Source organism: Mucilaginibacter sp. R-33 (assembly GCF_049949235.1).
GTDB lineage: Bacteria > Bacteroidota > Bacteroidia > Sphingobacteriales > Sphingobacteriaceae > Mucilaginibacter.
Genome location: NZ_CP188089.1, coordinates 919087 through 942805 on the forward strand (window position 1 = coordinate 919087; position 23719 = coordinate 942805).

General features: G+C 41.3%; 25 protein-coding genes. 7 read left to right on the top strand and 18 right to left on the bottom strand.

Going from position 1 to position 23719, the window contains the following annotated elements; all coding sequences use genetic code 11:
• Positions 1-140: 140 nt before the first annotated feature.
• From ACP26M_RS04045 to tgt, 5 genes are all read right to left on the bottom strand, one after another.
• A complete protein-coding gene (locus ACP26M_RS04045) occupies positions 141-1028 on the bottom strand; it encodes an NAD(P)-dependent oxidoreductase (RefSeq protein ID WP_426586405.1) in 888 nt (295 codons plus the stop codon).
• A 2-nt stretch (positions 1029-1030) separates the two neighbouring features.
• Positions 1031-1309, bottom strand: a complete 279-nt coding sequence (locus ACP26M_RS04050) for a lipopolysaccharide assembly protein LapA domain-containing protein (protein ID WP_426586407.1) — start codon at positions 1307-1309, stop codon at positions 1031-1033.
• A gap of 1006 nt (positions 1310-2315) precedes the next feature.
• Positions 2316-3218 carry a DMT family transporter gene (locus ACP26M_RS04055; protein WP_426586409.1) on the bottom strand — a complete coding sequence of 301 codons (903 nt, stop codon included), beginning with the start codon at positions 3216-3218 and terminating at the stop codon, positions 2316-2318.
• Entirely contained in the window at positions 3218-4321 is a 1104-nt protein-coding gene (locus ACP26M_RS04060; protein ID WP_426586411.1) for an LptF/LptG family permease, read from the bottom strand. The genes ACP26M_RS04055 and ACP26M_RS04060 overlap by 1 nt, the downstream gene beginning before the upstream one ends.
• Positions 4322-4386: 65 nt before the next feature.
• Positions 4387-5517 (bottom strand): tRNA guanosine(34) transglycosylase Tgt, encoded by a 1131-nt coding sequence (gene tgt / locus ACP26M_RS04065; protein ID WP_426586413.1) that lies wholly within the window; start codon positions 5515-5517, stop codon positions 4387-4389.
• Between the two features lie 224 nt (positions 5518-5741).
• Here tgt and ACP26M_RS04070 point away from each other — a divergent pair, with 224 nt between their 5' ends.
• Genes ACP26M_RS04070 through rsmG form a run of 3 tightly spaced genes read left to right on the top strand, consistent with a single transcriptional unit; the run spans position 5742 to position 8081 of the window.
• Positions 5742-6863, top strand: a complete 1122-nt coding sequence (locus ACP26M_RS04070; RefSeq protein WP_426586415.1) for a glycosyltransferase — start codon at positions 5742-5744, stop codon at positions 6861-6863.
• A complete protein-coding gene (locus ACP26M_RS04075) occupies positions 6854-7459 on the top strand; it encodes an RNA polymerase sigma factor (protein WP_090526513.1) in 606 nt (201 codons plus the stop codon). The genes ACP26M_RS04070 and ACP26M_RS04075 overlap by 10 nt, the downstream gene beginning before the upstream one ends.
• The gene (gene rsmG / locus ACP26M_RS04080; RefSeq protein ID WP_426586418.1) at positions 7449-8081 is read left to right on the top strand and encodes a 16S rRNA (guanine(527)-N(7))-methyltransferase RsmG; all 633 of its coding nucleotides are present in this window, start codon (positions 7449-7451) and stop codon (positions 8079-8081) included. Before ACP26M_RS04075 ends, rsmG begins: the two co-directional genes overlap by 11 nt.
• A gap of 68 nt (positions 8082-8149) precedes the next feature.
• Here rsmG and ACP26M_RS04085 read toward each other — a convergent pair whose 3' ends face one another.
• The 3 genes from ACP26M_RS04085 to ACP26M_RS04095 all read right to left on the bottom strand — a co-directional run bounded on the left by ACP26M_RS04085 (position 8150) and on the right by ACP26M_RS04095 (position 10824).
• The gene (locus ACP26M_RS04085) at positions 8150-8392 is read right to left on the bottom strand and encodes a hypothetical protein (RefSeq protein ID WP_091162272.1); all 243 of its coding nucleotides are present in this window, start codon (positions 8390-8392) and stop codon (positions 8150-8152) included.
• Between the two features lie 291 nt (positions 8393-8683).
• Positions 8684-10450, bottom strand: a complete 1767-nt coding sequence (locus ACP26M_RS04090) for a M56 family metallopeptidase (RefSeq protein WP_426586420.1) — start codon at positions 10448-10450, stop codon at positions 8684-8686.
• Entirely contained in the window at positions 10447-10824 is a 378-nt protein-coding gene (locus ACP26M_RS04095) for a BlaI/MecI/CopY family transcriptional regulator (protein WP_090526521.1), read from the bottom strand. Before ACP26M_RS04095 ends, ACP26M_RS04090 begins: the two co-directional genes overlap by 4 nt.
• A gap of 248 nt (positions 10825-11072) precedes the next feature.
• On the opposite strand from ACP26M_RS04095, the gene dprA reads away from it, so the two are divergent.
• On the top strand, positions 11073-12170 hold the full coding sequence (dprA, locus tag ACP26M_RS04100) for a DNA-processing protein DprA (protein ID WP_354484032.1): 1098 nt from the start codon (positions 11073-11075) through the stop codon (positions 12168-12170).
• Positions 12171-12337: 167 nt separating this feature from the next.
• Here dprA and ACP26M_RS04105 read toward each other — a convergent pair whose 3' ends face one another.
• The 7 genes from ACP26M_RS04105 to ACP26M_RS04135 all read right to left on the bottom strand — a co-directional run bounded on the left by ACP26M_RS04105 (position 12338) and on the right by ACP26M_RS04135 (position 18683).
• On the bottom strand, positions 12338-12814 hold the full coding sequence (locus ACP26M_RS04105) for a SixA phosphatase family protein (protein WP_090526524.1): 477 nt from the start codon (positions 12812-12814) through the stop codon (positions 12338-12340).
• Between the two features lie 165 nt (positions 12815-12979).
• A complete protein-coding gene (locus ACP26M_RS04110) occupies positions 12980-13600 on the bottom strand; it encodes a porin family protein (RefSeq protein ID WP_426586423.1) in 621 nt (206 codons plus the stop codon).
• A 133-nt stretch (positions 13601-13733) separates the two neighbouring features.
• On the bottom strand, positions 13734-14699 hold the full coding sequence (locus tag ACP26M_RS04115) for a glycosyltransferase family 9 protein (RefSeq protein WP_426586425.1): 966 nt from the start codon (positions 14697-14699) through the stop codon (positions 13734-13736).
• 13 nt (positions 14700-14712) lie between these two features.
• The gene (gene rfaE2, locus ACP26M_RS04120; RefSeq protein ID WP_188832730.1) at positions 14713-15216 is read right to left on the bottom strand and encodes a D-glycero-beta-D-manno-heptose 1-phosphate adenylyltransferase; all 504 of its coding nucleotides are present in this window, start codon (positions 15214-15216) and stop codon (positions 14713-14715) included.
• Between the two features lie 85 nt (positions 15217-15301).
• Positions 15302-15868: a D-sedoheptulose 7-phosphate isomerase gene (gene gmhA / locus ACP26M_RS04125; protein WP_188832729.1), complete on the bottom strand. Its 567-nt coding sequence runs from the start codon at positions 15866-15868 to the stop codon at positions 15302-15304.
• Positions 15869-15941: 73 nt separating this feature from the next.
• On the bottom strand, positions 15942-16931 hold the full coding sequence (gene rfaE1, locus ACP26M_RS04130) for a D-glycero-beta-D-manno-heptose-7-phosphate kinase (RefSeq protein ID WP_426586428.1): 990 nt from the start codon (positions 16929-16931) through the stop codon (positions 15942-15944).
• A 78-nt stretch (positions 16932-17009) separates the two neighbouring features.
• Positions 17010-18683: a DNA polymerase/3'-5' exonuclease PolX gene (locus ACP26M_RS04135; protein ID WP_176627634.1), complete on the bottom strand. Its 1674-nt coding sequence runs from the start codon at positions 18681-18683 to the stop codon at positions 17010-17012.
• A gap of 186 nt (positions 18684-18869) precedes the next feature.
• Here ACP26M_RS04135 and ACP26M_RS04140 point away from each other — a divergent pair, with 186 nt between their 5' ends.
• Entirely contained in the window at positions 18870-19619 is a 750-nt protein-coding gene (locus ACP26M_RS04140; RefSeq protein ID WP_426586431.1) for an ankyrin repeat domain-containing protein, read from the top strand.
• 121 nt (positions 19620-19740) lie between these two features.
• Here the strand turns inward: ACP26M_RS04140 and sppA are convergent, their stop codons facing one another.
• Positions 19741-21531 (bottom strand): signal peptide peptidase SppA, encoded by a 1791-nt coding sequence (sppA, locus tag ACP26M_RS04145; protein WP_426586433.1) that lies wholly within the window; start codon positions 21529-21531, stop codon positions 19741-19743.
• Positions 21532-21618: 87 nt separating this feature from the next.
• On the opposite strand from sppA, the gene folK reads away from it, so the two are divergent.
• Both folK and ACP26M_RS04155 read left to right on the top strand, forming a co-directional pair.
• A complete protein-coding gene (gene folK / locus ACP26M_RS04150; RefSeq protein WP_176627631.1) occupies positions 21619-22107 on the top strand; it encodes a 2-amino-4-hydroxy-6-hydroxymethyldihydropteridine diphosphokinase in 489 nt (162 codons plus the stop codon).
• Between the two features lie 16 nt (positions 22108-22123).
• Complete coding sequence (locus ACP26M_RS04155) at positions 22124-22501, top strand: Hpt domain-containing protein (RefSeq protein ID WP_112655708.1); 378 nt, start codon at positions 22124-22126, stop codon at positions 22499-22501.
• 192 nt (positions 22502-22693) lie between these two features.
• Here the strand turns inward: ACP26M_RS04155 and purS are convergent, their stop codons facing one another.
• Positions 22694-22948 carry a phosphoribosylformylglycinamidine synthase subunit PurS gene (purS, locus tag ACP26M_RS04160; protein ID WP_090526546.1) on the bottom strand — a complete coding sequence of 85 codons (255 nt, stop codon included), beginning with the start codon at positions 22946-22948 and terminating at the stop codon, positions 22694-22696.
• Positions 22929-23651: a CDP-diacylglycerol--serine O-phosphatidyltransferase gene (gene pssA / locus ACP26M_RS04165; protein WP_426586436.1), complete on the bottom strand. Its 723-nt coding sequence runs from the start codon at positions 23649-23651 to the stop codon at positions 22929-22931. The genes purS and pssA overlap by 20 nt, the downstream gene beginning before the upstream one ends.
• Between the last annotated feature and the right edge of the window lie 68 nt (positions 23652-23719).

A 23719-nucleotide genomic window follows, 5' to 3' on the forward strand; every position in this document is an offset into this window, starting at 1 on the left:
CTGGGAACTGTCCTGTTAAATACAAAAAATGCCGGATGATATATTGATCTTTAAAACGATCGATATATCACCCGGCTTCTTGTTTTATATTAGAAATTCTTAATCGAAAAATTTCGAAATTGAACATCCGAAATCCGAAATCAAAGTCCCGCGTCTTCACTCACGCCGCGACCTATTCCTTCTATCCAGTCACGCTCACCCCAGCCTTTGGCTACAGCAGTTAATAAGCGGCCGTGTACAGCGTTTGCAATAGGCATCGGCATCTCGCTTGTCTGCGATAATTTGAACGCCAGGCGCGCGTCCTTATAGCCCAGTTTTGATTGGAAGCTTACGGACTGATATTGCTTACCTGCAAGAGCCTTGCCATAGTTTTGGAAGATAGGAGCATTGAAAAGTGTCGAACCAAAAAACTCAGAAACCTGTGTCCGGCTTAGTCCGTTTTTTTCGGCAAGGGTGAACGCTTCGGCCATCATTTCCATAGAGGCCATGATCATGAAATTGCCTGCTATTTTAACCACGTTGGCACCACCTATCGAAGGGCCAAAATCTATCACGGCCTGGCCCAATAAATCAAGGATTGGCCGGGCATCAGTTTTAATTTGTTCATCACCCGAAACGCAGATCCAGAGCTTACGGGCAGCCGCCGCTTCGGGCCTGCCAAACACCGGGGAAGCGAGGTAGCGGCTGCCGGCCTGTTCATGTAATTTGGCCAATTCTTCAGAAGTATCGGGCGAAATGGTGCTCATGGATATGTGCACAGCATTTGGCTGTAGCGTTTTTAAAATTCCGCCGTCGCCTACAGCCGATTCTCGCAGCACTTCGTCATCCGACACCATGGTGATCAAAAACGGCACATTTGCTGCCGCTTCGGCCGGGCTCAGGCATTTGGTTACGCTGCCGGCATCAAGCTCGTCAATCTTTGAAATTGTACGGTTGTAAACCTGAAGATGGTATCCGGAGTCGATCAGGTTTTTAGCCATATTGATACCCATGTGGCCGAGGCCAATAAATCCAATTTTTGTTTTCATAATTAGCTGATGTATTCTCGGTCCTCGTCACTTAGTGTATCGGGGTTCTCTTTTTTATGTATGGCGTCATAGTAGCCTTCTATATCAAATTTTTGCTTTTTCGGCCATGCAACGATCAGGCCGAGCACAAAACCCGTTATGGCAACTATAAGCATCATCATTAGTTTGGATACCCTGAATGTGGCGAACAGAAATTTGAAGTAAACCTCATCTGTGTTTTGCATGAGTACGATGGTAAGCAAAACTGCGATGGCTACAATGACAATTGTTTTAATGCTCATGATGGATGTTGGTTTTAGAGTAATACAATATCCGCTTTTTAAATGTTTAATAAAAATCGATCTCGTATAAATGGAGACGCCGAAAATTTATTATATCTGAGCGAGAAGATATGCCTTGATTTTACGGTCATATTTTATGGACTACATCAACCTCGGCCACCTCTGCCTTTTTTAATTCGTTCAGATTTGGTCTGGTTACTAATCGCGCTTTCAAAAACGAAGCGACCAAAATCATGGTGAAATTTTAAGCAAATTTTTTTAATGCAAAATCAATGCTTTTAACACTTCTGAAATTTGACGAGGTAGTAATTCCTAATGCCAAAAATTTCTTCGCGAGGATTCTGCGAGAGCGTAAAAAAAAACGTTCGAAAATAGATTTTGTATACAAGCAGGAGAGATGCTGCGATTTTTTTTGATTCCTGAATTGTTACTTCATTACACTTTGTAAATTGGGTTTTGACTTTTGGTTTATTAGAAGTTTTACACTAAATAATTACATGTATTTATTTGATTTTTAAATTTATATGATACTTTAAATCGGCTTTAAATTTATATGCTAATATTTTTAGTTTTTTTGAGATTTTACTTAGATCAGTTTTATCAACCATCTATTTATTTAAACTTTATAAGAAATTGATTTTTAAATTTATATGTTTATTATATAATTGAATTATTTAAGTTTGTAGATTTTAAAAAATGGTTGAAAATAGGAATATGTACATTCGACGCCATGATTTTTATATTGATATTTAATACACTAAGTTAAAAATGGATTTTGCCCCTGTTTGGCGCTAATGCATTAGTTGAGCCCGGAATGTCTTAAAAAATTTAAATGGCTTAGAGGGGCTAAAAAAGGCTAAAGCAGCCTTAGGTGCTTCGCCCCTATTTGGGAGAAAATGACGAAAAAATTAAGGTGATTTGAGTTGTTGAAAGGCTGCTTTAAGAACAGGCAGAACCACGGCTATTACAAGTGTTTGTATAAAACAAGAATATGGAGAGTTAAGAATTAAGCTACAGTTTTGCGCCTTGTTATTTGCTTTCGGGCTATGGGGTACAAAAAAATTGTTGACAGGATAAGGAATGCTCCGCCCCAAAATCCGGGCGTCATTTTGTTGAGATCTCCGAAAAAAATAAACGAAAGGATGATACCGTATACCGGCTCGAGGTTGGTAATGAGCGCCACCCGGAAAGCCGAAAGTTCGCGCATTACAGATACGCCGGCCACGTAAGCAAGCGATGTGCATACGGTGCCAAGTAGTACCAGGTAACCGATATCTGCTGGTTTCAACAGCATGGCCCTGGTGTAACCAGAGGTTATAAACAGGTATATTGAGATCCAGACAAAGGCTCCGGAAAGTTCATAAAATGCAATAAACGGCGCCTGTACTTTTTGCACCTGACGCGAATTAATGATAGAGAAAAGGCTGGCACAAACAGCGCTGGCAAGCCCTGTTATGATACCCTTAGTGTATCTGATTTCGAATTTGAAAATCAAAACAATGCCGGTGATAATTAAAATGCCGGCCAATATTTCAAGTTTCGAAATACTTTTTTTGTTGATCAACGGTTCAAAAATTGCCGTGAAAAGTGTGATGGATGAGAGGCAAACCAGGGTGACGGCGACTGTGGAAAGTTTGATGGCAGCGAAAAAAAGGATCCAATGCCCGCCCACAATCGCGCCAGTGAGTACCAATTTTACAAGGGTTTTTCTGTCAACCTTAAAATTAGTTTTGTTGAATTTGAAATACAAAAATAACGATGAAAAGGCAATAAGTACCCTAAACCACACCAATTGTACGGCCGAAATGGTGATCAGGGCGCCCAAAATTCCGGTAAATCCCCATACAAAAACTGTAAAATGGAGAATAATTAGGTTCTTATTTGGGGATGAAGGGGTGTTTTGCGCCATTATTTGGGTGCTTTTAAAAGTAGATAGTAACCTAAAATGCCAAAAACGATGTTAGGAATGAATACCGCTATTAAAGGTGTCATGCCCCCTTTTACCGAAAATACGAGGGCAAACCGCTCTAATATAATATAGGCAAAGCATAACAGGATACCTATCCCCAATGGTAAACCAACGCCACCACGCACCTTTCTTGATGATATAGAAACACCAATAAGCGTTAATACAAACGCCGATAATGGGTAAACAAACCGGTGATATTTTTCAAAATAAATAGCTTTTAGATACTCTGGTCTGCGCAGTTTTTCCTTGTCAATATTCTTGTTCAGGTCGTTTAAAGACATGGCCTGGTATACGTTATCATATACAATAAAATCGCTCGGGTGCATATCCAAAACAGTGTCTTTTGGTGTGTTGCTTGTAATGAATTGCTCTTTCATTCCGTTCACATATTTAACACTGTATTGCTTAAGCGACCAGATCCGTTTTAAAGAATCGTATTGGATTTGGTCGGCAATTAATTTTTCACGCAACGTATCACCATTAAATTTTTCCATGATAAAATTATAACCAAGGTGTGTTGTAGGGTCGTAATTGGCAAGATAAACAAAAGTGTGTTTGTCAATCTGCATGTGTACCTCTACCTTAGTCGGGTCATTATCCATCATTCCATTGGCATTTTCAAAGTCGATTTTTAGCCGATTTGTGAAAGGAATGAGGTAAACATTTGCGAAAAATGACACCACAAATATGATGGATGAAGCGATTACATAAGGTCGTAAAAAGCGATTGAAACTTGCCCGGCCGCTTAGTATCGGAACGATTTCAGTTTGATTTGCCATCTTAGCTGTAAAGAAAATTACCGCTAAAAAATTGATCAACGGCGACAGCATATTTAAATAAAATGGTATAAAACCCGCATAATATCTGAACACAATATCGTGCAGACTGGCATGTTTATTAAGGAAATTATCCAGCTTTTCTGATACGTCAAACACTACAGATATCACCATGAAAATACCCATAGTAAATATAAAAGTGCCGAGGTATTTGCCAATAATAAACCTGTCGATGATCTTTAAATATCTATGAAAAAAAGCTTTCATCTGTCGGTTGTTTGTTTGTTAATTTCCATGTTTTTCCTGGAGATTTTTTTTGATTTTATGAGTTATTATAAACGCTGTCCAAGGCGCTTTACCATCATGTTTTTCCAATCGTAAAACTCACCCGCAATAATTTTTTTTCGCGCCTCTTTAACCAGCCATAGATAAAAATGGAGGTTGTGCAAGGTTGCGATTTGAGCGCCTAACATCTCGCCAGAGTGGATCAAATGGCGTAAATAAGCTTTACTGTAATCTCTGTCGGCAAACAGATCGCTATCATCTTCAATGGCCGAAAAGTCGCTTTTCCATTTCTCATTTTTGATGTTGATGATGCCGTTTTTGGTGAAAAGCATGCCATTGCGCGCGTTCCGGGTTGGCATAACACAATCAAACATGTCAATGCCCAGAGCTATGTTTTCCAAAATGTTTACAGGCGTACCTACACCCATTAAGTAACGCGGTTTTTGCTGCGGTAATATATTGCATACAATTTCGGTCATGGCATACATTTCTTCGGCCGGTTCACCTACCGAAAGCCCCCCTATGGCATTACCTTCGCGCTCATATGAAGCTATTACTTCGGCCGATCGTACGCGCAGATCTTTATATACCGAACCCTGTACAATTGGGAAAAGCGTTTGACTGTAACCATATTTTGGCCCGGTGCTGTCAAACCTGTCGCAGCAGCGTTTCAGCCAGCGGTGGGTCATTTCTATGGATCGTTTTGCGTAGTTATAATCACAGGGATAGGGGGTACACTCATCAAACGCCATAATAATATCGGCACCTATTATGCGCTGGATATCCATTACATTTTCGGGAGTAAACAAGTGTTTTGATCCGTCAATATGCGAGCGGAAAGTAACACCTTCTTCTTTTATTTTACGTACCTCGGTTAATGAATACACCTGGTACCCGCCACTGTCGGTCAAGATGGGACCGTCCCATCCATTAAATTTATGTAATCCTCCGGCGCTTTCAAGTGTATTTAAACCGGGACGCAGATATAGGTGATAAGTGTTGCCCAATATAATTTGCGCCGAAATATCCTGTTTAAGCTCGTGCTGATGCACCGCCTTTACAGTGCCGGCAGTGCCTACGGGCATAAAAATAGGGGTTTGTATGGTACCGTGGTCGGTAGTGATCTCGCCGGCTCGGGCCTTTGAAAGCGGGTCTTGTGCTGTTAAGTTAAATTTCATTTTAGGGTTGCAAAATTAGCAAAAAAAACCCTCATGCCCGTCCTTTCCAAAACGGCGGCAGGATAAAAGCTATTTATAAACGTGCTGAATATTAAAACCATGTTAATTAAAGTACTTTTATTTTAAGGGGGATTAAATAAGAGTACATTAAACTTCAAATTAACGCTGATATTGAGCCTTAATTTCATTGATTTTTAACAAATTTGCCTCATTATTTTTTTTGTTTGGAAACGTACTTACACGACGCGCTTTTTATTCTTTTTCAGCTTTGTTTTATAGTTCAGCTATATTACCTGGTAAGCAGGCATACCCGCCTTGCAGGCCATAAACCCGCCGAAGGGCCGCCGCCCAGAGTCTTAATCCCCATTTCAGTTATTATCAGTGCCCGTAACGAAGCCCGTAACTTAGAGGAAAATCTGCCATCGATACTGGAACAAAACTATCCCGATTTTGAGGTGGTTGTTATCAATGATTGCTCTTTTGATACTTCCAACGAGGTGCTTGAAACCATGCAAAAAAAATATGCCCACCTTAAAGTTCTTACAATTACCGAGCATGACCGCTTTAAAACCGGTAAAAAGTTTGCCCTTACCTTAGGCATCAAGGCATCAAAAAATGAACACCTTTTATTTACCGATGCTGATTGTAAGCCAGCTTCCGAAAACTGGATAAGCCGTATGGCAGCCAATTTTTCAATCGGTGTGCAAATAGTTTTGGGATACTCTCCTTATTATAAAAAAGGTGGTTTTATTAACGCTTTTACCCGCTTTGAAACCATAAAAACAGCAACCAGTTACCTGTCGGGCGCGTTAACCGGCGATCCCTATATGGGTATTGGCCGCAACCTTGCCTATACAAAAACGTTATTTTTTAGTGCAAAAGGTTTTGCTTCGCACATGCACGTAATATCAGGCGATGATGACCTGTTTGTTAACCAGCATGCAACTCCTGATAACACAGTAGTTGAATTGAGTACCGAATCATTTATGTTTACTGAAGCTAAAACCACATTTAAATCGTGGTTTAAACAAAAAAAGCGACACATGGGGGTTGGTAAACTGTATAAAAACCAGCACAGGCGTATGCTTAGTTTTGATGCAGTTAGCGGGTTTATATTCTATATTTTATTGATATTATTCCTTATTTTGAGATATGAGCCGTTACTGGCATTAGGTTTGTACGTTTTTAGGTTGATATTACAAATGGCCATTTATAATCGTATATTTAAAAAACTTAATGGCAAAGACCTTTGGTGGTATCTCCCCTTTTTTGACCTATTATATTATACATATTTAAATGTTTTTGGATTGATCGGTACCTTTTTAAAAACTACTCAATGGAAATAAACGCCAACTTTACCGAGAACGCAAAGAATGATTTTCACCTGGTAGTGAAGGCCAGGCAGGGAGATCAAAAAGCCTATGCCGATTTGATGCACCGTTATAAAGATTCGATTTATTTCATGGTGCTTAAGATGGTAAACAACAAAGAAGATGCAATGGATTTAACGGTTGAAACGTTTGCCAAGGCATTTGAAAAACTTGAAAAATACCAGCCTGATTTTGCTTTTAGCACCTGGCTTTTCAGGGTAGCAACTAACAATTGCATCGATTTTATCCGCAAAAAGAAACTGAGCACCATGTCAATTCATGGTATGATGGACGATGAAGGCGATGAGAAGCCGCTGCAAATTAAGGCCGATAGCCTTAACCCCGAAGAAACATCTATCAAAAAGCAACAAACCCAGGAGCTAAGATCATTAATTGAAAGTCTCCCCACGCGCTATAGGAACCTGATTACCTTACGTTATTTTGATGAGCTTTCGTACGAAGAAATAGCCCAGCAACTCGACCTCCCGTTAGGGACGGTAAAGGCCCAATTATTTAGGGCAAGGTACCTGCTTGGCAATATTATTAACCGTTTTAACAGGGATGACATCTGAAATAATTCTACAATATTTTCCTGATTTAAGTGCCGAACAGCGTGAGCAATTTGAAAAATTGCCTGCTTTATATGAACACTGGAACAGCCAGATCAACGTAATTTCCCGCAAAGACATTGATCTTTTATTTGAACGTCACGTGCTCCACTCGCTTGGGATTGCCAAAGTAATGGCTTTTTTACCGGGTGAAAATGTGCTTGATGTGGGTACCGGTGGGGGCTTCCCCGGTATTCCGCTGGCTATTTTATTCCCCGAAACACAATTTCATTTGGTTGATTCGATAGGCAAAAAAATCAAGGTTGTTACGGAGGTAGCTGCAGCCTTAGGCCTCAGAAATGTGAAAGCATCACACCTTCGGGCAGAGCAAATTGCGGATAAATTTGACTTTGTAGTATCACGCGCTGTTACCCAGTTAAAGGATTTTTATCCATGGGTAAAAGGTAAATTCAACAAGCAATCGAATAACAAGCTACTCAACGGCATCCTGTATTTAAAGGGAGGCGATTTGGAGCAGGAGATCAAAGAATCGGGCTTAAAAGTTACCCAGTATCATCTGAAAGATTACTTTAAAGAGGAGTTTTTCGAAACAAAACAGGTGATATATGTGAAAAGCCCCCTCTAAATCTCCCCCGGTAGGGGAGACTTTTAGGACTTTAAAAGCCCTCCCTCCCGGGTAGGGTTGCGTGGTGCTTATATCAAATGATCATGATGCTGGTTGTCGGTGCGTGAAGCTGCCCAAAAAACAAACCCCAGGAAAAACAACGCGCCGCCGGCAAAAACAGGCAGTTTAAATGTCCATCCGCCATTTAAGCCGGTAGTGATAATTGAACTGCCAGAGCTATCTACCGCATTGATGGTATGCTTATAAAAAAAATTACCTGCAATAAGCATCACAATGCCTACTATTGCTAAAATGATCCCAAACTTTTTCATGTTATGAGGTTTAAAAATGAACAAAATCAGGTTACCGGTAAGGTCCAGGAAGTATAATTGGTACTTATTAAACAAAGCGTATTTTAATGTGTTTGCTTTGTTTTAGATATATTTTAAAAGAAATTGTCCCGATGGGATATGTCTAAGTTACAAACTTTTGAATATTTAAAGAAATTATTTAACGATTTGTAAAACAGGACTGTTAAAGGGAGAGGAGGGATTTACGCAGAAAATTGCCGGGTCGGTTTTAGGCCGGTCGGCAATTATAAAAGCTTGTTAAAGCCTTTTTATTTACTTATTGTCAGTCAGGGGGCCATAGCCTAAAACAACAACTTCGCGAAGAGTAGTTGAAAGCTTAGCGGCGGATGTATTTGCCTGAGCATATAGTTTTGCAGGGGTATAAGCGTATTTTTTATCCTGGGCATCTACCAATGATAGAGTTACAGGTATATTATAGTAACCTGATTTTACACTAAGGTTGCCATCAAAATCATTCACTACCCGCTGCACCTCATTGTCAATTTCCTGGTCAACACCTCTGATAATGTTTACATTGTTTATTTTCCCGTTATCGATACTGAAGGTTAGGATTACTCTTCCCGAAATATGGTTTAAGCGTGCCTTTGAAGGATAGCGAACGTGTTTTGCAACATACGAATACAGGTTCTGAAATGGATCGGCAGGTGGTGGTGGCGGCGCAACGCGTTCTGTAATTGCTGGTACAGAACCTGCCGGTACTGCCGGGGTAACCGGCGTTACTTCTACTACTTTAGGTGTTTTTTTTACTTTTTCCGGATTTGCAGGTGGCGGCGGAGGCGGAAGTTTTACGTCGGTAACTTTTGGTTTTTTTCCATTGGCAGGTGGAACAGGCGGTGGCGGCGGAAGTTTTGGATAGATCAACATTTTAGGGAATGTATAGCCGTATTTGTTTTTCAGCATAGCCAGTTGTTCTGGTGTTGCTTTGCTCTTGTAATATTCCTTTTGTTCTCCATTTTTTTCAGTAACGATTACCCGGAAATCGGTTTTGTTATCAATAAGATAACCTGTCTCCTCATATTTATAGCCTTTTACAGTAAGATCTTGTTTTTTTATACGGATTGGGTCTACTTTTATAGTATCTGAAGTGCTTTTTTGCGCATTTGTCGGCTTTTGATTAGCAATTCGATGGCCGGGAATCAGGTCGATGATCCCATAGCTTTTACTGAATACTAAGGTTGACGCGCAAAGCAGGCCGGCGCATATGGGTACGGCCACGAGGTATTTTAGCCTGGCTAATTTCCCCGAACGTTTTTGGTTTAACATAATTATCCTCTTTTTTAATAAGTTATAATTGAAAAATGAATGCGCCAGGGGCGAGCCGTTTAACCCATAAGCATTGCTTACCAAAAACGACGAATAGCTGAGGGCATCACTTTCCTGCGCGGCAGTTTGCTCGTCGGCTATATATTCATGGATGGTTTTCAGGCTGATTTGCAATAAATAAACCAGCGGATTAAACCAATTGATAATCTTGATCAACTCCAGAAAAACAATATCAACCGAGTGTTTTTGACGAATGTGAACCAGCTCGTGCCTGATAATGATATTATTAGCTTGGGTTTTTGTGCCAATAAAAAGGTAGTTAAAGAAGGAAAAGGCGGTGTTTGATCCCTCTATATTGATGAGTTTATACTTATCATTAACCAGAGTTTTGGTGGCCTTTGTTAGTTTGACCAATTGATAAAGCCTGATAAAGAGTACTGTGGTAAGTACTATTGTACCAAGTATATAGGCGTAAACCAAAATATCGTTAAAGGTTAACGTTGGCTGCACAGTAAGCTTTTGCACGGTGGTTTGGTAAGCCGTTTGCGGAATGATAACGATTGTTTTTGTTGCAGTTTCAACCGGTTTTAGCCAGCCAATTTGTACAACGGGTAATACAAATGAAATCACACAGCTCAATAACAGGTATATACGGTTTAAGGTATAGTGTGTTTCTTTATTTAAAAACAAGCAGTACCCTGCATAAAATACGCATAGGTACAAGTTTGCTTCAAGCAAATAATATAGCCAGTTCATTGTTGTTTGCTTTTAAGTTTATCAATTAATGATGTTAGCTCGTCCAGTTCTTTTACGCTGATGTTCTTTTCATCCACAATAAAGGATACCAAACTTTGATATGAGTTGCTGAAATAGTTTTTCATCATCTTATCAAATGTGAATTTTTTGTACTCCGCATCGCTGATGAGCGGAAAGTAAACATGCGAGTTACCATAGGCCTTATGGTCGATAAAGCCTTTGCCCTCCAATACCCTTACCACAGTCGACACCGTGTTATAAGCGGGTTTGGGTTCCGGCATTTCTTCAATAATATCTTTAACAATGGCTTCCTTCAGTTGCCAAAGGATCTGCATTACCTGCTCTTCGGCTTTGGTTAGTTCTTTGATATGCATAGCAAACTATTTTTATAGTTAGATAAAGGTAAAACTATTTTTATAGTTTGCAAACTATTTTTGTAGTTTTTAAATAGGTGTGCAAATTAAGGCTGTGCAGATATGCAAATTAAATAACGAAAGGCATATGTTTTTGGGATGGGTATGATATCCAGACTTTATTTATTGCATTGCAAATAACAGGTCCTGCTTGAAAATCGCCCGAATATTTATAATTTGCAAGGCTCTAATCTGCATGTCTAAACCCAATGTCATTACTCCATAAAGTAGCTTTATCTTTTGTTAAAAACCTCGGGCCGGTAGCGGCTAAGTCACTGATCGCATATCTTGGCAGCGTAGAAGAAGTGTTTAACGCATCGCCCGAAAAAATGACCAGAATTCCGGGAATAGGTGAGAAGCGCGCTGTAAAATGGGATTTTGATGATGCTTTGAGGCAAGCCGAAAAGGAGCTGAAGTTTTTAGAAGGTCACGATATCGATGTTATATTTTATACAGATGCCCGTTACCCAAAGCGCTTAAAAAATTGCCACGATTCGCCGGTGCTGCTTTATGCAAAGGGCAAAATGGATCTTAACCCGCCCCACATTATCAGTATAGTGGGCACCCGTAACGCTACCGATTATGGCAGGCAATTATGCCGCCAGTTAGTTGAAGAATTACAGCAATACAATGTATTAATAGTAAGTGGTTTGGCGCATGGCATTGATGTAGCGGCACATAAAGAATGTGTAAAGCTAAACGTGCCAACCATCGGTGTACTGGGCCATGGGCTCGACAGGCTTTATCCGGCTCAAAATAGGGGTACTGCCGATAAAATGCTCGAAAACGGCGGTTTACTATCCGAATATCCTTCGGGCACTAATCCCGACAGGGAAAACTTTCCGCAGCGAAACCGGATAGTTGCCGGCATTGCCGATGCAACTGTGGTAATTGAAGCCAGTATAAAAGGAGGTGCGCTCATCACGGCCGAAATTGCCAATTCCTACAACCGGGATGTTTTTGCTTTTCCGGGCAGATTGGGTGATGAATTTTCTGAAGGATGTAACTTCCTGATCCGCAATAATAAAGCAAGCTTGCTCACCTGCACCGCCGATCTGGCTTTTAGTCTTGGCTGGGAAAAGAACGATGCCAATAAACCTGTAGAGCAATTTATGCTGCCTTTTGATTTGTCGGCAGATGAACGGCTGATTATGGAGATATTGCAGCAGAATAAAACGCCGCTTGCCATAGATGATCTTACTTTAAGGGCTAATATGTCTATGAGCCAACTGGCCATGAACCTCCTTAACATGGAAATGCAAGGGTATATCAGCTCGCTGCCGGGAAAAACTTATAGAGTGAATTGAGTGGGGAGTCCGAAAGTCGGAGAAGTTCGAAAGTCGGTAAGATTCTTATTTAACGGTAATTTTTTTCCGTAAAATTTGAAATAGTTTCGCCTCGCTGGCGACTGATGAAGGTCAAATAGTATTTTTTCTTTCGGACTTACGGACTTCTCTGACTTTCGGACACAACGCTACCCCTTCGGTGAATCAAAATGCGTCAGTGTCCCGTCTTCTTCGCTGATGGATTGCCATGTATCGTTTTCAAAGGTAATGATGGCCACGGCACAGGTCGGCATCTCTTTTAGCTGGCTGGTGAGGTAATATAGTATTTGGCTTATACCCGGGTTATGGCCAACTATGCCTATATAATCATATTCATCGGGCAGGCTATTAACTACTTTAACCCAGGTGTTTTCGCTGGCTTCGTAAATTCTTTTGTCTTCCCCCGGAGCCGGTAATTTAAACTGGTTAGCAAAAATTTCGGCAGTAGTTTTGGTACGCAGTGCAGGGCTGGTTATTATAATTTGAGGTATTTGTAACTGTCCTTTTAAAAGGGTGGCCATTAAAACCGCATCCTGCATACCTGATTGTTTTAAAGGCCGGTCAAAATCAACATAACCGCTTTCATGGGTAGCTTTTGCGTGGCGTATTAATAATAACTTTTTCATGATTTTAAACGGCTGACCGATCGGTTTATAATGTTACGGTTTTGTGATTATAACGTGAGACATTTGTAATAAGTTTCCAATAATACTAAATAAATAAGGAGAAGCTGTTGCTTCTCCTTATAATAAAAGACAGGCAAAGCCTGCTTCAATTTTTTACCAGGTTAATTAAAACGCGTAACCAACTGAAATACCGAAAACACGGTTTGTAAGTTTGATGCCATCAACGTTTGTGACGTTGGTAAGACCCCAATCATAATTAGCATTGATCAGGAAACCGGTTTTGAATTTAAAGCCAACAATGGCATTTAAACCAGCGTCTGTTCTTTTGATCTCGTCCTGGCCGCTGCCAAATTTAATGTCTTCAGAATTGCCGTTGTTGTCTTTTGCTTTGCCGGAAATACCCATGCCAAGGTAAGGGCCGGCACCAAAGTAAAAGTCACCGACCACCGCAGGCACGTGGTACACAACATTTACCGGAACTTGCAGGTAATAGAGTTTTACTTTGCCGCCAGAGTTTGCTTCGCCATCAAAAGAAACACTTGATGATCCGCCTTTACCGGTAAAGTTTAAGGCTGGTTGTAACGATACATTGCCAAATTTAAAATCGACAAAAGCGCCTACATTGAATGTGGTTAAGCTGCCCGAATTACCGGAGCCGCTAATCCCGTCAACTGTAGCATGTAACGTTGCGAAGTTTACACCTCCTTTAAAACCAACGGTAGGTAATTGTGCAAATGCTGCGAAAGATGCCATTAAAAGGCACAGGCTTAGTAATGTTTTTTTCATCGTGTAAGGGATTTAAGTTAATACGCAAAAGTATACAAATACACTAACATTAAAAGGTATCTGATGCTTTTTAGTAAAATATTAACAATTGTGGATTTGTAAGTATACCTTAGGCAAGGTTTTATACTCTTAATTAGCGATTGGAGAAATCTACAATATCGGTCTCTGGCATATCATTCATACATTTAAAGTGTCCGAGCGGGCATTTTTCAAGTCCGAATTTGGAGCAGGGGCGGCAGGGTAGTTCGATACCGGCGATCAGCGTTTCTTTTACTTTGTAAGGCCAAACTCCCAGCAGATCGGGCGTTGTGCCCCCCCAAACCGAGGCTATCGGCACATTAAAAGCTTCGGCAATATGAGTTAAACCGGTATCAAAACCAATTATATTTTTTGCGCGCGATACCAGGAAAACCGATTCATCAAGAGAGGTAATACCACAAGCATTGTAAACAGATGTGCCTACAGCCGCGGCAATTTCATCGCCGTTAGCCTTTACATCATTGCCGCCCAACAATAAAACAGGCAAATTAAGCTGCCTGCAAATGCTGATGATCTTGTAATTAGGCATCCTTTTGGTAAAATGTGTAGCGCCTATTACAAAAGCAACATAGCCATGTTGATGGCTAACCGGCAGTAATTTAGTTATATCGTGTTGGGCTTTGATATAATAGTCTATAGGTTTATCGTCATTAACTACGCCTAAAAATTTAACGGCTTTTAAATACCTGTCTACAAGGTGTTCCTCACTTACCAGGTTGCGTTTCAGCTTTAAACTCAGCCATTTCAGGATCGGCTGTTTTTTGTAGGTGGATGCCTTGACGCCTGTTCGCAGCTTGATGATGCTTGTGCGAAGATTATTATGTAGATCAATGATCTGATCATACTTTTCTGCCTTAATGTCGTTAATGGTATCTGTTAACGAGGGTTTTAGTAACAGCAACTTATCAACATACGGGTTATTATCGTAAATGTATTTGAAAGCTGGTTTGGTTAAAAAATGAACTTCGGCATCGGGGACCTGCTTTTTGAGGCCGCGCACAACAGGCGTAGTATAAATTATATCACCCATCGAGCTAAAGCGGATCACCAGTATCTTCATGTCGTTATTAAGTTCAGGAAATCTGGTTCCTGATTTTTTCGATTATGGAAGTGGATGAATACCCTTCAACAAAATTAATGGTTTTAACCTCGCCTCCGTTTGCTATCACTTCTTTAGCCCCTACAATGTTTTCAACCGCGTAATCAGCGCCTTTTACCAGGATATCCGGCAGGAGGGAGCTGATTAAATTCAAGGGCGTATCTTCCTCAAAAACCACAATAGCATCTACAAAAAATAATGCCGCCAACAGTGCTGCACGGCTGTTTTGATCATTTACCGGGCGGGTTGGCCCTTTGATGCGCCTTACCGAGCTATCGGCATTAAGGCCGATCACCAGCTTGTCGCCAAGCTCTGCCGCTTTGGCCAGGTAGGTGAGATGGCCTATGTGCAGCAGGTCAAAAACACCATTGGTGAACACTACCTTTTTGCCTTCGGCCTGCCAGTTTTTGATCTGCGTTTGCAGTGATTGCAGGTCGGTTATTTTATCAAGAAGGGTTTTTTCGAAGCCGGTTCTCATTTGTTTTTTCTGTAGAAACGCTTCTCAGGCGTCCCCTTGTTATTGCTCACTATAAGACGCATGTGATGCGTCTCTACGGTATTATTTAATCAAAAAGGTCATCAACGGCGGTACATAGGATATGCCCGATAAGGATATGCATTTCCTGGATGCGCGCGGTAATGTTTGATGGCACGATAATATTCAAATCGCAAAGTCCGTTCATTTTACCGCCATCCCTGCCCGAAAGTCCTAAAGTTTTAACCTCCAGTTTTTTAGCCGACTCAAATGCCGCCAGGATCCCCGCACTGTTTCCACTGGTCGAAATGCCGACGAACAAGTCGCCCGGTCTGGCAAAGGCCTCCAGCTGGCGCGAAAATACATGCTCGTAACCATAATCATTAGCGATAGAGGTAAGCGCGGAAGTATCAACTGTTAAGGCGATGCCAGGTAAAGGTTTACGATCTTTCACATAACGCCCGGTAAGTTCGGCTGCGATATGTTGTGCATCTGCAGCGCTGCCGCCGTTACCTGCCAGCAGTACTTTATTGCCGTTTTTTATGGTTGAGGTAATCATATCACAGGCTGTCTCGATATCGCCGCCAAGCGTATCAATTACCCTTTGCAGCGTATCCTGGTGATCTTTAAGTTCGTTTAATATTTTTTCGTTCATTCGTTCACTGGTTCATTAGTTCATTGGTTGGTTAGGGCAAGCACATTCAAACCATTGGCCTTTAACCTCTGCCTTACCTTTCGCTTTTTAAAATATCCTCAACAATCTCATCTACCGTAGTTGTTGCGCTGCCCACGTGGCGAATTACTATAGCAGCCGCGTGGTTGGCCAGTTCGCATGAATCCTCAATGCTTAAGCCTCCCGCCATAAAGTATGCCATGGTGGCCAGTACAGTATCGCCGGCACCTGTTACATCAAACACTTCGGTTGCCTTTACCGGTAAACTTTGATAGCCCTCTTCGCTTAATATTACCATGCCTTCTTCGGATAAGGTAACTACTATATATTGAGTCCCGGTTTGTTCAAAAATTACCTTACCGGCCTGTTGCAGGCTTTCTATCGAGTTGATCTTATCGGTTTTAGCAGCTTCAGACAATTCCTTTCGGTTAGGCTTGATGATAAACGCGCCTTTATATTTTTCATAATTAAGCCCTTTGGGGTCGATGATCACTTTTTTGCCTTTAGCATTTGCTGCTTTTATAATGCCTTGGGTTAGGAACGGCGAAAACAGGCCTTTGTTATAATCAGATAAAAGTACCATATCTGCGTCGTCAATATAACCGCTTAGCTTACTAATAAGCTCGTTGGCAATAGGCTCCGATACTTCGTCGGTAACTTCACGGTCAACACGTACCAGTTGGTGGCTGCCAACAACAACGCGGGTTTTTACTGTGGTAGGGCGGTTGGCATCTTTTATGATGGTATCAGTTTCAACGCCTTCGTCGGTCAGGATTTTGATCAATTCTCCGGCAGCCTGGTCATTTCCAATTATGCCGGCAACAATAACTTTTGCACCTAATGATACCAGGTTTTGAACCACATTACCGGCACCACCTAATGTAGTGGTTTCGTTTTTAACGTTTACAATAGGCACAGGCGCCTCGGGCGAAAGGCGGGTAGCATTGCCCCATATATAATGGTCAACCATCAGGTCGCCAATAACAAGTATTGCCGGTTTGCGAACCGTAGCCTGTATAGCGTGTACTTTATCTTTTAGGTTCATTTAATTTAGTCATTGTTTCATTGCTTCATTAGGTCATTGTTTATCGCGTAAAAAACACTAACCTCTGATCTCTAATCACTAACCTCTCTTTGCAGCAAACGCCTTCGTAATTTCAGCCACGGACATAGCATTCATACACATTTCTTTATACAAACCGCCTTTACGTGCGGCAAGAATACCGTAATGCATATCTGTGAAGCCTTCAATACGGTGGGCATCGGGGTTTATAGATAACATAACACCTTTATCTAAAGCATATTGGTGCCAGCGCCAGTCGAGGTCGAGCCTTAACGGGTTGGCATTGATTTCAATAACTACGTTATTCGCTGCGCAGGCATCTATCACTTTTTTATAGTTGATAGGATATCCGCTACGACTTAGTAAAAGTCTGCCTGTTGGGTGTCCCAATATAGTTGTATAAGGATTTTCGATTGCGGTGATCAGTCTCGACGTAGCCTTTTCCTCGTCCATTTTGAGGATTGAATGAACTGAGGCTACAATGAAATCAAACTTTTGCAGGATCTCGTCAGGATAATCAAGCGAACCATCATACAAAATATCCGATTCAATACCTTTAAAAATATGGAAACCATCGAGTTTTTTATTCAGGGCATCTATTTCTTCATGTTGCTGCAATACCCGTTCAATACTCAGGCCTTTTGCATAAAACGCGCTCTTACTGTGATCACACATGCCCAGGTATTCTAATTTCAGGGTATCCCGGCAATACAAGGCCATTTCTTCAATGCTGTTAACGCCATCGCTCCATGTGCTGTGGTTATGAAGTGTACCTTGCAGGTCGTGCCAGTTAATGAGCGTTGGCAGTATGTTCTTTTCGGCCTTTTCAATAAACAGGGTACCTTCACGCAGTTCGGGCTGCATCCAGCTTAAGCCGGCCTTGGTGTAGATCATTTCTTCCGTTTCTGGCTGTTCAACAGGAACATTAATCCTGTCGAAAACGGCCTGTACATGATCATCAGTACCTGTATTGATAAATAGTTCTTTGTAATAATCAGCCTTATCTACACAAACAATATCAACGAGCAAGCCATTTTGCAGCTCGCCCTGAATATGGTTTTGATTTTTACTTACATTGCAAAGTATGGTTGAATTTACCAGCGCTTCGTAGGCAACATCATGGTTAAGGCTACCTACTACGATCACAATTTCGGTGATGATCTCATTCAAACGCCTGAATTCGCCGGCGAAATGCTTTAGCGCATCAGGGAAAATGGCTTTTACCTCATCCATCAGTTCGTTGGCTTCCTTTTCAACCTGGGCAAAAAGAAATTTGCCATTGCTCGCCATCCTGAACTCAATAGCCTTACGGATCTCTTCCTGCGTTTTAAGACCGAAGCCCTTTGCCTCTATCAGGCGGTTTTCATTGCAGGCATAAAAAAGCTCACCGGTATTTTCAATGCCCAGTTCTTTCCAGATGACAGCTACCTTTTTGGGGCCGATGCCTTTAATACCCATCATTTCAACCACACCGGCAGGGGTTTTATCCAACATATCCTGCAGCTCGGTCATGGTGCCGGTTTCAAGCAACTCAGCAACTTTGCCGGCTATGCTTTTACCTATACCATCAATCTTCTCCAGTTCGTCCAGTTTTTTACCGGCGATAGGGAAGGGGAGCTTATCAACCTTAAAAGCTGCGTTGGCTACCGATTTGATCTTGAACGGATTAACCTCATGGAGTTCCATGAGTTGTGAGAGTAAACGAAGTGTACGAGCTATGGGTTTATTTTCCATAATTACAATGAGGCAGTAAAAATACAAAAAGCCATTGTAATGACAGCTTATGCGGTGGGTTTGTTTTTGAGCAGGGCTATTTTCTCGCGAAAGGCAAGCCATAATACAGTTTGAGAATACCTGGCTGGCGTCTTTTAAATTATTGAATGAGTAATCATTGGATTCTTTAACTTTAATAAAAAGATCATGCCCGATTATAACGACATCCTTTACGCCGCCGAAACTCATGCTGTTGATGAGATCAAAGCGTATTTTAATAAAGGCGGCAGCCCGAACGAAGTTCATGATGGCATGCCTGTTTTTACCATGATGGTTGAAATGTATGCCCGCGGCCCCCGGTTTAAAGAATGTGTGCAAGCTTTTATTGATGCCGGACTTGATTATGAATACAAGGCGTTACTGGCGGTTTTTGCCCACGATGAGGAGATGTTAAAACAGGCTTTGACGATAGATCCATCTGCTGTTAACAAAACCTATTCTTTATATAATAATACCTATACTCCTTTAACGGGTGGAACACTCATGCATTTTTGCGCCGAATATAATAGCCTTGCCTGCGCCAAAATACTTTTACAGCATGGGGCTGATGTAAATGCCAAAGCAGCTTATGATGATCATGGTTTCGGCGGACATACACCTATTTTTCATACGGTTAATCAAAACGGGAATAGTTCTGTTGATATGCTTCACTTTCTGTTGCAAAACGGTACCGATCTGTTCTATACAGTTAAAGGGTTGATCTGGGGCCGGGGATATGAATGGGAAACGTTTATTCCATCTGTAAACCCAATAAGTTATGCCATGATGGGGTCACTACCACAATTTCACCGCAAGGAGCAAACTATTATGGAGGTAGTTAGCCTGCTGATAAAGCATGCTTACGGAATTGACTATGTACCGATGAATGTGCCGAATGCTTATTTGAAGAGGGGATAAGATGTATTATATTTAACAGACTTATGCAGTTTTCAAAATTTTGCAAGTCTTACCGGACAACAAAAAAGCCACCCAAATCGGGCAGCTTTTCACAATCAAAATTAAATGTATTAATGAAATATTATTTGATCACCAAATCGTAAGGAAGGCGGGCTTGCGGAGTGCGCATCATTTGAGTGATGCCTTTGATCTGTTGATAAACACGGTAATTTTCGCCAAGTTCGTTTTTCACCATGCGGGTTTGTACTTCGGCGCTTAAACCGCTGCCCACCTTGTTGAAAAAGCTTTTTTGCTCGGGGTAACTTACAATATTATAGGTTTTGACCTTGGCTTTTTTGGCAGCTGAAGTGATAGCGTCGTTGATATTCCCCAAACGGTCAACCAGGCCAATTTTTAGGGCCTGCTCTCCGGTCCAAACACGGCCCTGGCCAATGCTGTTAATGTAAGCCTGTGTTTTGCCGCGGCCTTCGGCCACTGCTTTCGTAAATTCATCATAGCCACGGTTCACACTGTTTTGTAATATCAGGCGCTCGTCGGGATTAAGCGGACGGCTAATATCGCCCAAATCTGCATACTTCCCGGTTTTTACACCATCAAAGGTTACACCCAGTTTATCGTTAAACAGTTTTTGCATGTTTGGCAATACGGCGAAAATGCCGATAGAACCGGTAATAGTATTAGGCTGGGCAATGATCGAATCGGCCGCACATGAAATGTAATAACCACCCGATGCAGCATAATCGCCCATAGAAACAATGATCGGCTTTTTTTCGTGGATGAGTTTCACCTCGCGCCAGATCACGTCAGATGCCAGTGAGCTGCCGCCCGGCGAATTTACACGCAATACCACAGCTTTAACTTTATCATCTAAACGAGCTTTGCGCAATGCTTTCGAAATAGTTTCTGAACCGATATTGTTATCGTCGCCATCGCCACCGGTGATATCGCCCGATGCATAGACAAGGGCGATACGGTTTTTAGATGATGAATCATCCTCCTTATCGTCCGAATCATCACTTTTGCTTTTAGCGTAGTCCCTAAGGTCAACGCTTTTTAAGTCGTCTTTTAAATCAGTGCCAGTGCGCCTTTTCAAATCGTTCAGGATCTCATCTTTATATTTTAAGCCGTCAACCAACTTCAATTTATAGGCATCCTCAGGAAATTGAATGCGCATATTATCGGCATAAGTGAATAACGAATCCCTGTTAAGGCCGCGGCTTTTGCTGATGCCTGTTAAAAAATGATTGTACAGTGAACCAAGATATGAAGTTACCTGTAGCTTATTGGCATCACTCATCTTGGTAAGGAACAACGGTTCAACAGCGCTTTTAAAGGTGCCAACTTTAATGATCTGTGCTTCTATGCCTAATTTGTCCAGTGCTCCCTTCAGGAAAGTGGTTTGAGAACTAAAGCCGTGAAACTCAAAAATGCCTTTTGGGTTAATATAAACTTTATCGGCAACCGATGCCAGGTAGTAAAAGCCCTGGGTATATACTTCGGCGTAGGCTACAATAAATTTACCTGATTTTTTAAAGTCGATTAGTGCGTTGCGGATCTCTTCGGTAGTGGCCTGGCCGGCGGTCATATAACTCTCATCAAGGCATATGCCTTTAATATTATCGTCGGTTTTGGCTTTTTTAATATCAGCCAGGATATCATTTAAGCCGATTGATTTATCTTCATTCAAACCTAAAAAATCCAGACCGGCAAGGGGATTGTTTGGTGTACGCTCGGTGATCTGATTTTTAAGCGACATGTATAAAATAGAGTTTGAGCTAACATCTACAGTTTTATCACTGCCTGCGGATGCAATAAGGCCGATAACAAGAACCGCTCCTACAACACCTATTATTATACCCGAAATAATTACCCCTACAATAGTGGCCAGAACGAATTTGAAGAATTGTTTCATTAATGTTATAAATCTTTTTAACTATGCAAACTTAGTAATAAGGAGCCGTATAATGCTAAGAGCGGTTTCCATTATATTTGTTACAACATGATTGATGTTTTTTTATTACTTGGGAGCAACCTCGGTACCCGCGAATTGTTTCTGCAGCAGGCAATTGAATCTATTTCGGCCCAGATTGCTCCGGTTAAACTGATATCGTCGGTTTATGAAACCCAGTCGTGGGGTAAAACCGATGAGCCCGACTATTTAAACCAGGTGCTGATGCTCCAAACTGATCTGTCGGCGCAGGACGTGTTGGAAAAAATATTGAATATCGAACTGCAAATGGGTCGTAAGCGGGAGGTTAAATGGGGATCGCGCATTATTGATATTGATATTTTGTTTTATGGCGATGAAGTGATCCATGATTTTAACCTGGTGGTGCCCCATCCCGAATTGTATAAACGCAGTTTTACGCTGATCCCCCTGGCCGAGATAGCACCTAACCTTATTCATCCTGTGTTCAAAAAAAATATTTTGCAGCTAAAGGATGAACTAAAGGATAACTTAATCGTAAAAAAGCATATTTTTGAATAAACACAAAGCTTTTATAATGGCAGATATTTCACCAGAACAGGACCTTGATCTTTCTTTTTTATACGAGATTGCCGATGGTAGCGACGATTTTATTGTTGACTCGATTGGGATGTTCCTTGAGCAATCGCCCGATCTACTTAATACGATCAGCAACGCGTTAAATAACCAGGATTGGGCGTTAGCAGCCCAGGCAGCTCATAAATTAAAGCCTAACCTTGGTTTTTTTGGTATGCCCATAAGTCAGGCTACCATACAGGAAGTTGAGCTGGCCTGTAAAGCCGGCGGTCAGAACCCAACCGAAATATTTGAAAAGTTTAACCAGGTAAACAGCATGGTATCTGCAAACCTCATCACTTTAAAGGAAATTAAAGCCGAAAAGGAAGCTAATTTGTAAGTCTTTAAGGTGAAAGGTGAAAGGTGAAAGGTGAAAGGTGAAAGGTGAAAGGTGAAAGGTTTCGCCGCTGGAAGATAAAAACAAAAAAGGCAAGAGATTTCCCTCTTGCCTTTTTTGTTTTTATGGCTTTGGTTATTTAGGAGCAAATAAAAAGCCTTTCAGCTTTTACCTTTCGCCTTTCACCTAAAGAACCTAAACTTCAGATATTTTAAAAGTATAGCTTTCCATGATCAGGTTAGCCAACAGGTTTTTGCAGGCCTGGTCAACTTTGGCACTGGCGGCTTCGGCATTTTCGGCTTCTATTTCAAGCGTAATGTGTTTGCCAATGCGCACGTTATGAATTTCGGCTAAGCCAAGGTTTTTCATGCTACCGGTTACTGCTTTTCCTTGTGGATCAAGTATTTCTTTTTTGGGCATTACGTCGATTTCAGCCTGGAACTTTGTCATTTGTGAGTTTTGTTTGAATTAGAGATAAGGTGATATAAATAAATATAACCACCGGAACGGCCACAAATTTAAAAAATAGTATGAGTATTGCCGAAAACAAGAGCAGTAAATAACGGAAAATGTTTTTGTTAAAGTCGCGGTTCTTGAATTTAAGCGACATGAGCGGTATTTCGGATACCAGTAGGGTACACATTATTAAAACCAGGACTGTTAGAAGGTAAGGATTTAAAATGTAATGTGCCAAAGCATCGTACTGCTGTACTATTAAAGGCAGCGATGCTATAAGGATGGCGTTTGCTGGTGTTGGTAAACCGATAAAGCTATCTGATTGCCGCGTGTCGTTATTGAACTTGGCAAGCCTCAACGCCGAAAATACCGGTAAAAGGAATGCAACGAAGTTTAACAGGTGACTTACGTTGTCTATTTGCGGAGCCTGTAAAAATAGTTCGTACATAATCACCGACGGCAGTACGCCAAAGCTCACCATATCGGCCAGCGAATCGAGGTCTTTACCAATAAATGAATAGGAGTTTAAAACCCTTGATGCAAGGCCATCAAAAAAATCAAATATTGAGGAAAGAAAAATGGCATAAGCAGCCACTATGAGGTTACCCTGGAAAGCGAAAACTATACCTATACAACCGCTAAAAAGGTTGGCGCAGGTAATAGCATTTGGAAGGTGTTTTTTGACGCGTCTCTTCATTTCGCCATCGAAGTTATCAGGAATTTATTAAGTAATAATGAAGTTACAAATAATATTCTACTTACTTA

Bases quoted from the DNA above. Each gene is read 5' to 3' on its own strand.
- ACP26M_RS04075 (WP_090526513.1), top strand. From the start codon at position 6,854: ATGGAAATAAACGCCAACTTTACCGAGAACGCAAAGAATGATTTTCAC.
- pssA (WP_426586436.1), bottom strand. From the start codon at position 23,651: ATGAAGAGACGCGTCAAAAAACACCTTCCAAATGCTATTACCTGCGCC.
- ACP26M_RS04135 (WP_176627634.1), bottom strand. From the start codon at position 18,683: ATGGAAAATAAACCCATAGCTCGTACACTTCGTTTACTCTCACAACTC.
- ACP26M_RS04110 (WP_426586423.1), bottom strand. From the start codon at position 13,600: ATGAAAAAAACATTACTAAGCCTGTGCCTTTTAATGGCATCTTTCGCA.
- ACP26M_RS04115 (WP_426586425.1), bottom strand. From the start codon at position 14,699: ATGAAGATACTGGTGATCCGCTTTAGCTCGATGGGTGATATAATTTAT.
- ACP26M_RS04140 (WP_426586431.1), top strand. From the start codon at position 18,870: ATGCCCGATTATAACGACATCCTTTACGCCGCCGAAACTCATGCTGTT.
- gmhA (WP_188832729.1), bottom strand. From the start codon at position 15,868: ATGAACGAAAAAATATTAAACGAACTTAAAGATCACCAGGATACGCTG.
- ACP26M_RS04095 (WP_090526521.1), bottom strand. From the start codon at position 10,824: ATGCATATCAAAGAACTAACCAAAGCCGAAGAGCAGGTAATGCAGATC.
- ACP26M_RS04055 (WP_426586409.1), bottom strand. From the start codon at position 3,218: ATGGCGCAAAACACCCCTTCATCCCCAAATAAGAACCTAATTATTCTC.
- ACP26M_RS04105 (WP_090526524.1), bottom strand. From the start codon at position 12,814: ATGAAAAAGTTATTATTAATACGCCACGCAAAAGCTACCCATGAAAGC.
- purS (WP_090526546.1), bottom strand. From the start codon at position 22,948: ATGACAAAGTTCCAGGCTGAAATCGACGTAATGCCCAAAAAAGAAATA.
- ACP26M_RS04060 (WP_426586411.1), bottom strand. From the start codon at position 4,321: ATGAAAGCTTTTTTTCATAGATATTTAAAGATCATCGACAGGTTTATT.
- dprA (WP_354484032.1), top strand. From the start codon at position 11,073: ATGTCATTACTCCATAAAGTAGCTTTATCTTTTGTTAAAAACCTCGGG.
- tgt (WP_426586413.1), bottom strand. From the start codon at position 5,517: ATGAAATTTAACTTAACAGCACAAGACCCGCTTTCAAAGGCCCGAGCC.
- folK (WP_176627631.1), top strand. From the start codon at position 21,619: ATGATTGATGTTTTTTTATTACTTGGGAGCAACCTCGGTACCCGCGAA.
- rfaE2 (WP_188832730.1), bottom strand. From the start codon at position 15,216: ATGAGAACCGGCTTCGAAAAAACCCTTCTTGATAAAATAACCGACCTG.
- rfaE1 (WP_426586428.1), bottom strand. From the start codon at position 16,931: ATGAACCTAAAAGATAAAGTACACGCTATACAGGCTACGGTTCGCAAA.
- ACP26M_RS04085 (WP_091162272.1), bottom strand. From the start codon at position 8,392: ATGAAAAAGTTTGGGATCATTTTAGCAATAGTAGGCATTGTGATGCTT.
- ACP26M_RS04155 (WP_112655708.1), top strand. From the start codon at position 22,124: ATGGCAGATATTTCACCAGAACAGGACCTTGATCTTTCTTTTTTATAC.
- ACP26M_RS04045 (WP_426586405.1), bottom strand. From the start codon at position 1,028: ATGAAAACAAAAATTGGATTTATTGGCCTCGGCCACATGGGTATCAAT.
- ACP26M_RS04050 (WP_426586407.1), bottom strand. From the start codon at position 1,309: ATGAGCATTAAAACAATTGTCATTGTAGCCATCGCAGTTTTGCTTACC.
- rsmG (WP_426586418.1), top strand. From the start codon at position 7,449: ATGACATCTGAAATAATTCTACAATATTTTCCTGATTTAAGTGCCGAA.
- ACP26M_RS04090 (WP_426586420.1), bottom strand. From the start codon at position 10,450: ATGAACTGGCTATATTATTTGCTTGAAGCAAACTTGTACCTATGCGTA.
- sppA (WP_426586433.1), bottom strand. From the start codon at position 21,531: ATGAAACAATTCTTCAAATTCGTTCTGGCCACTATTGTAGGGGTAATT.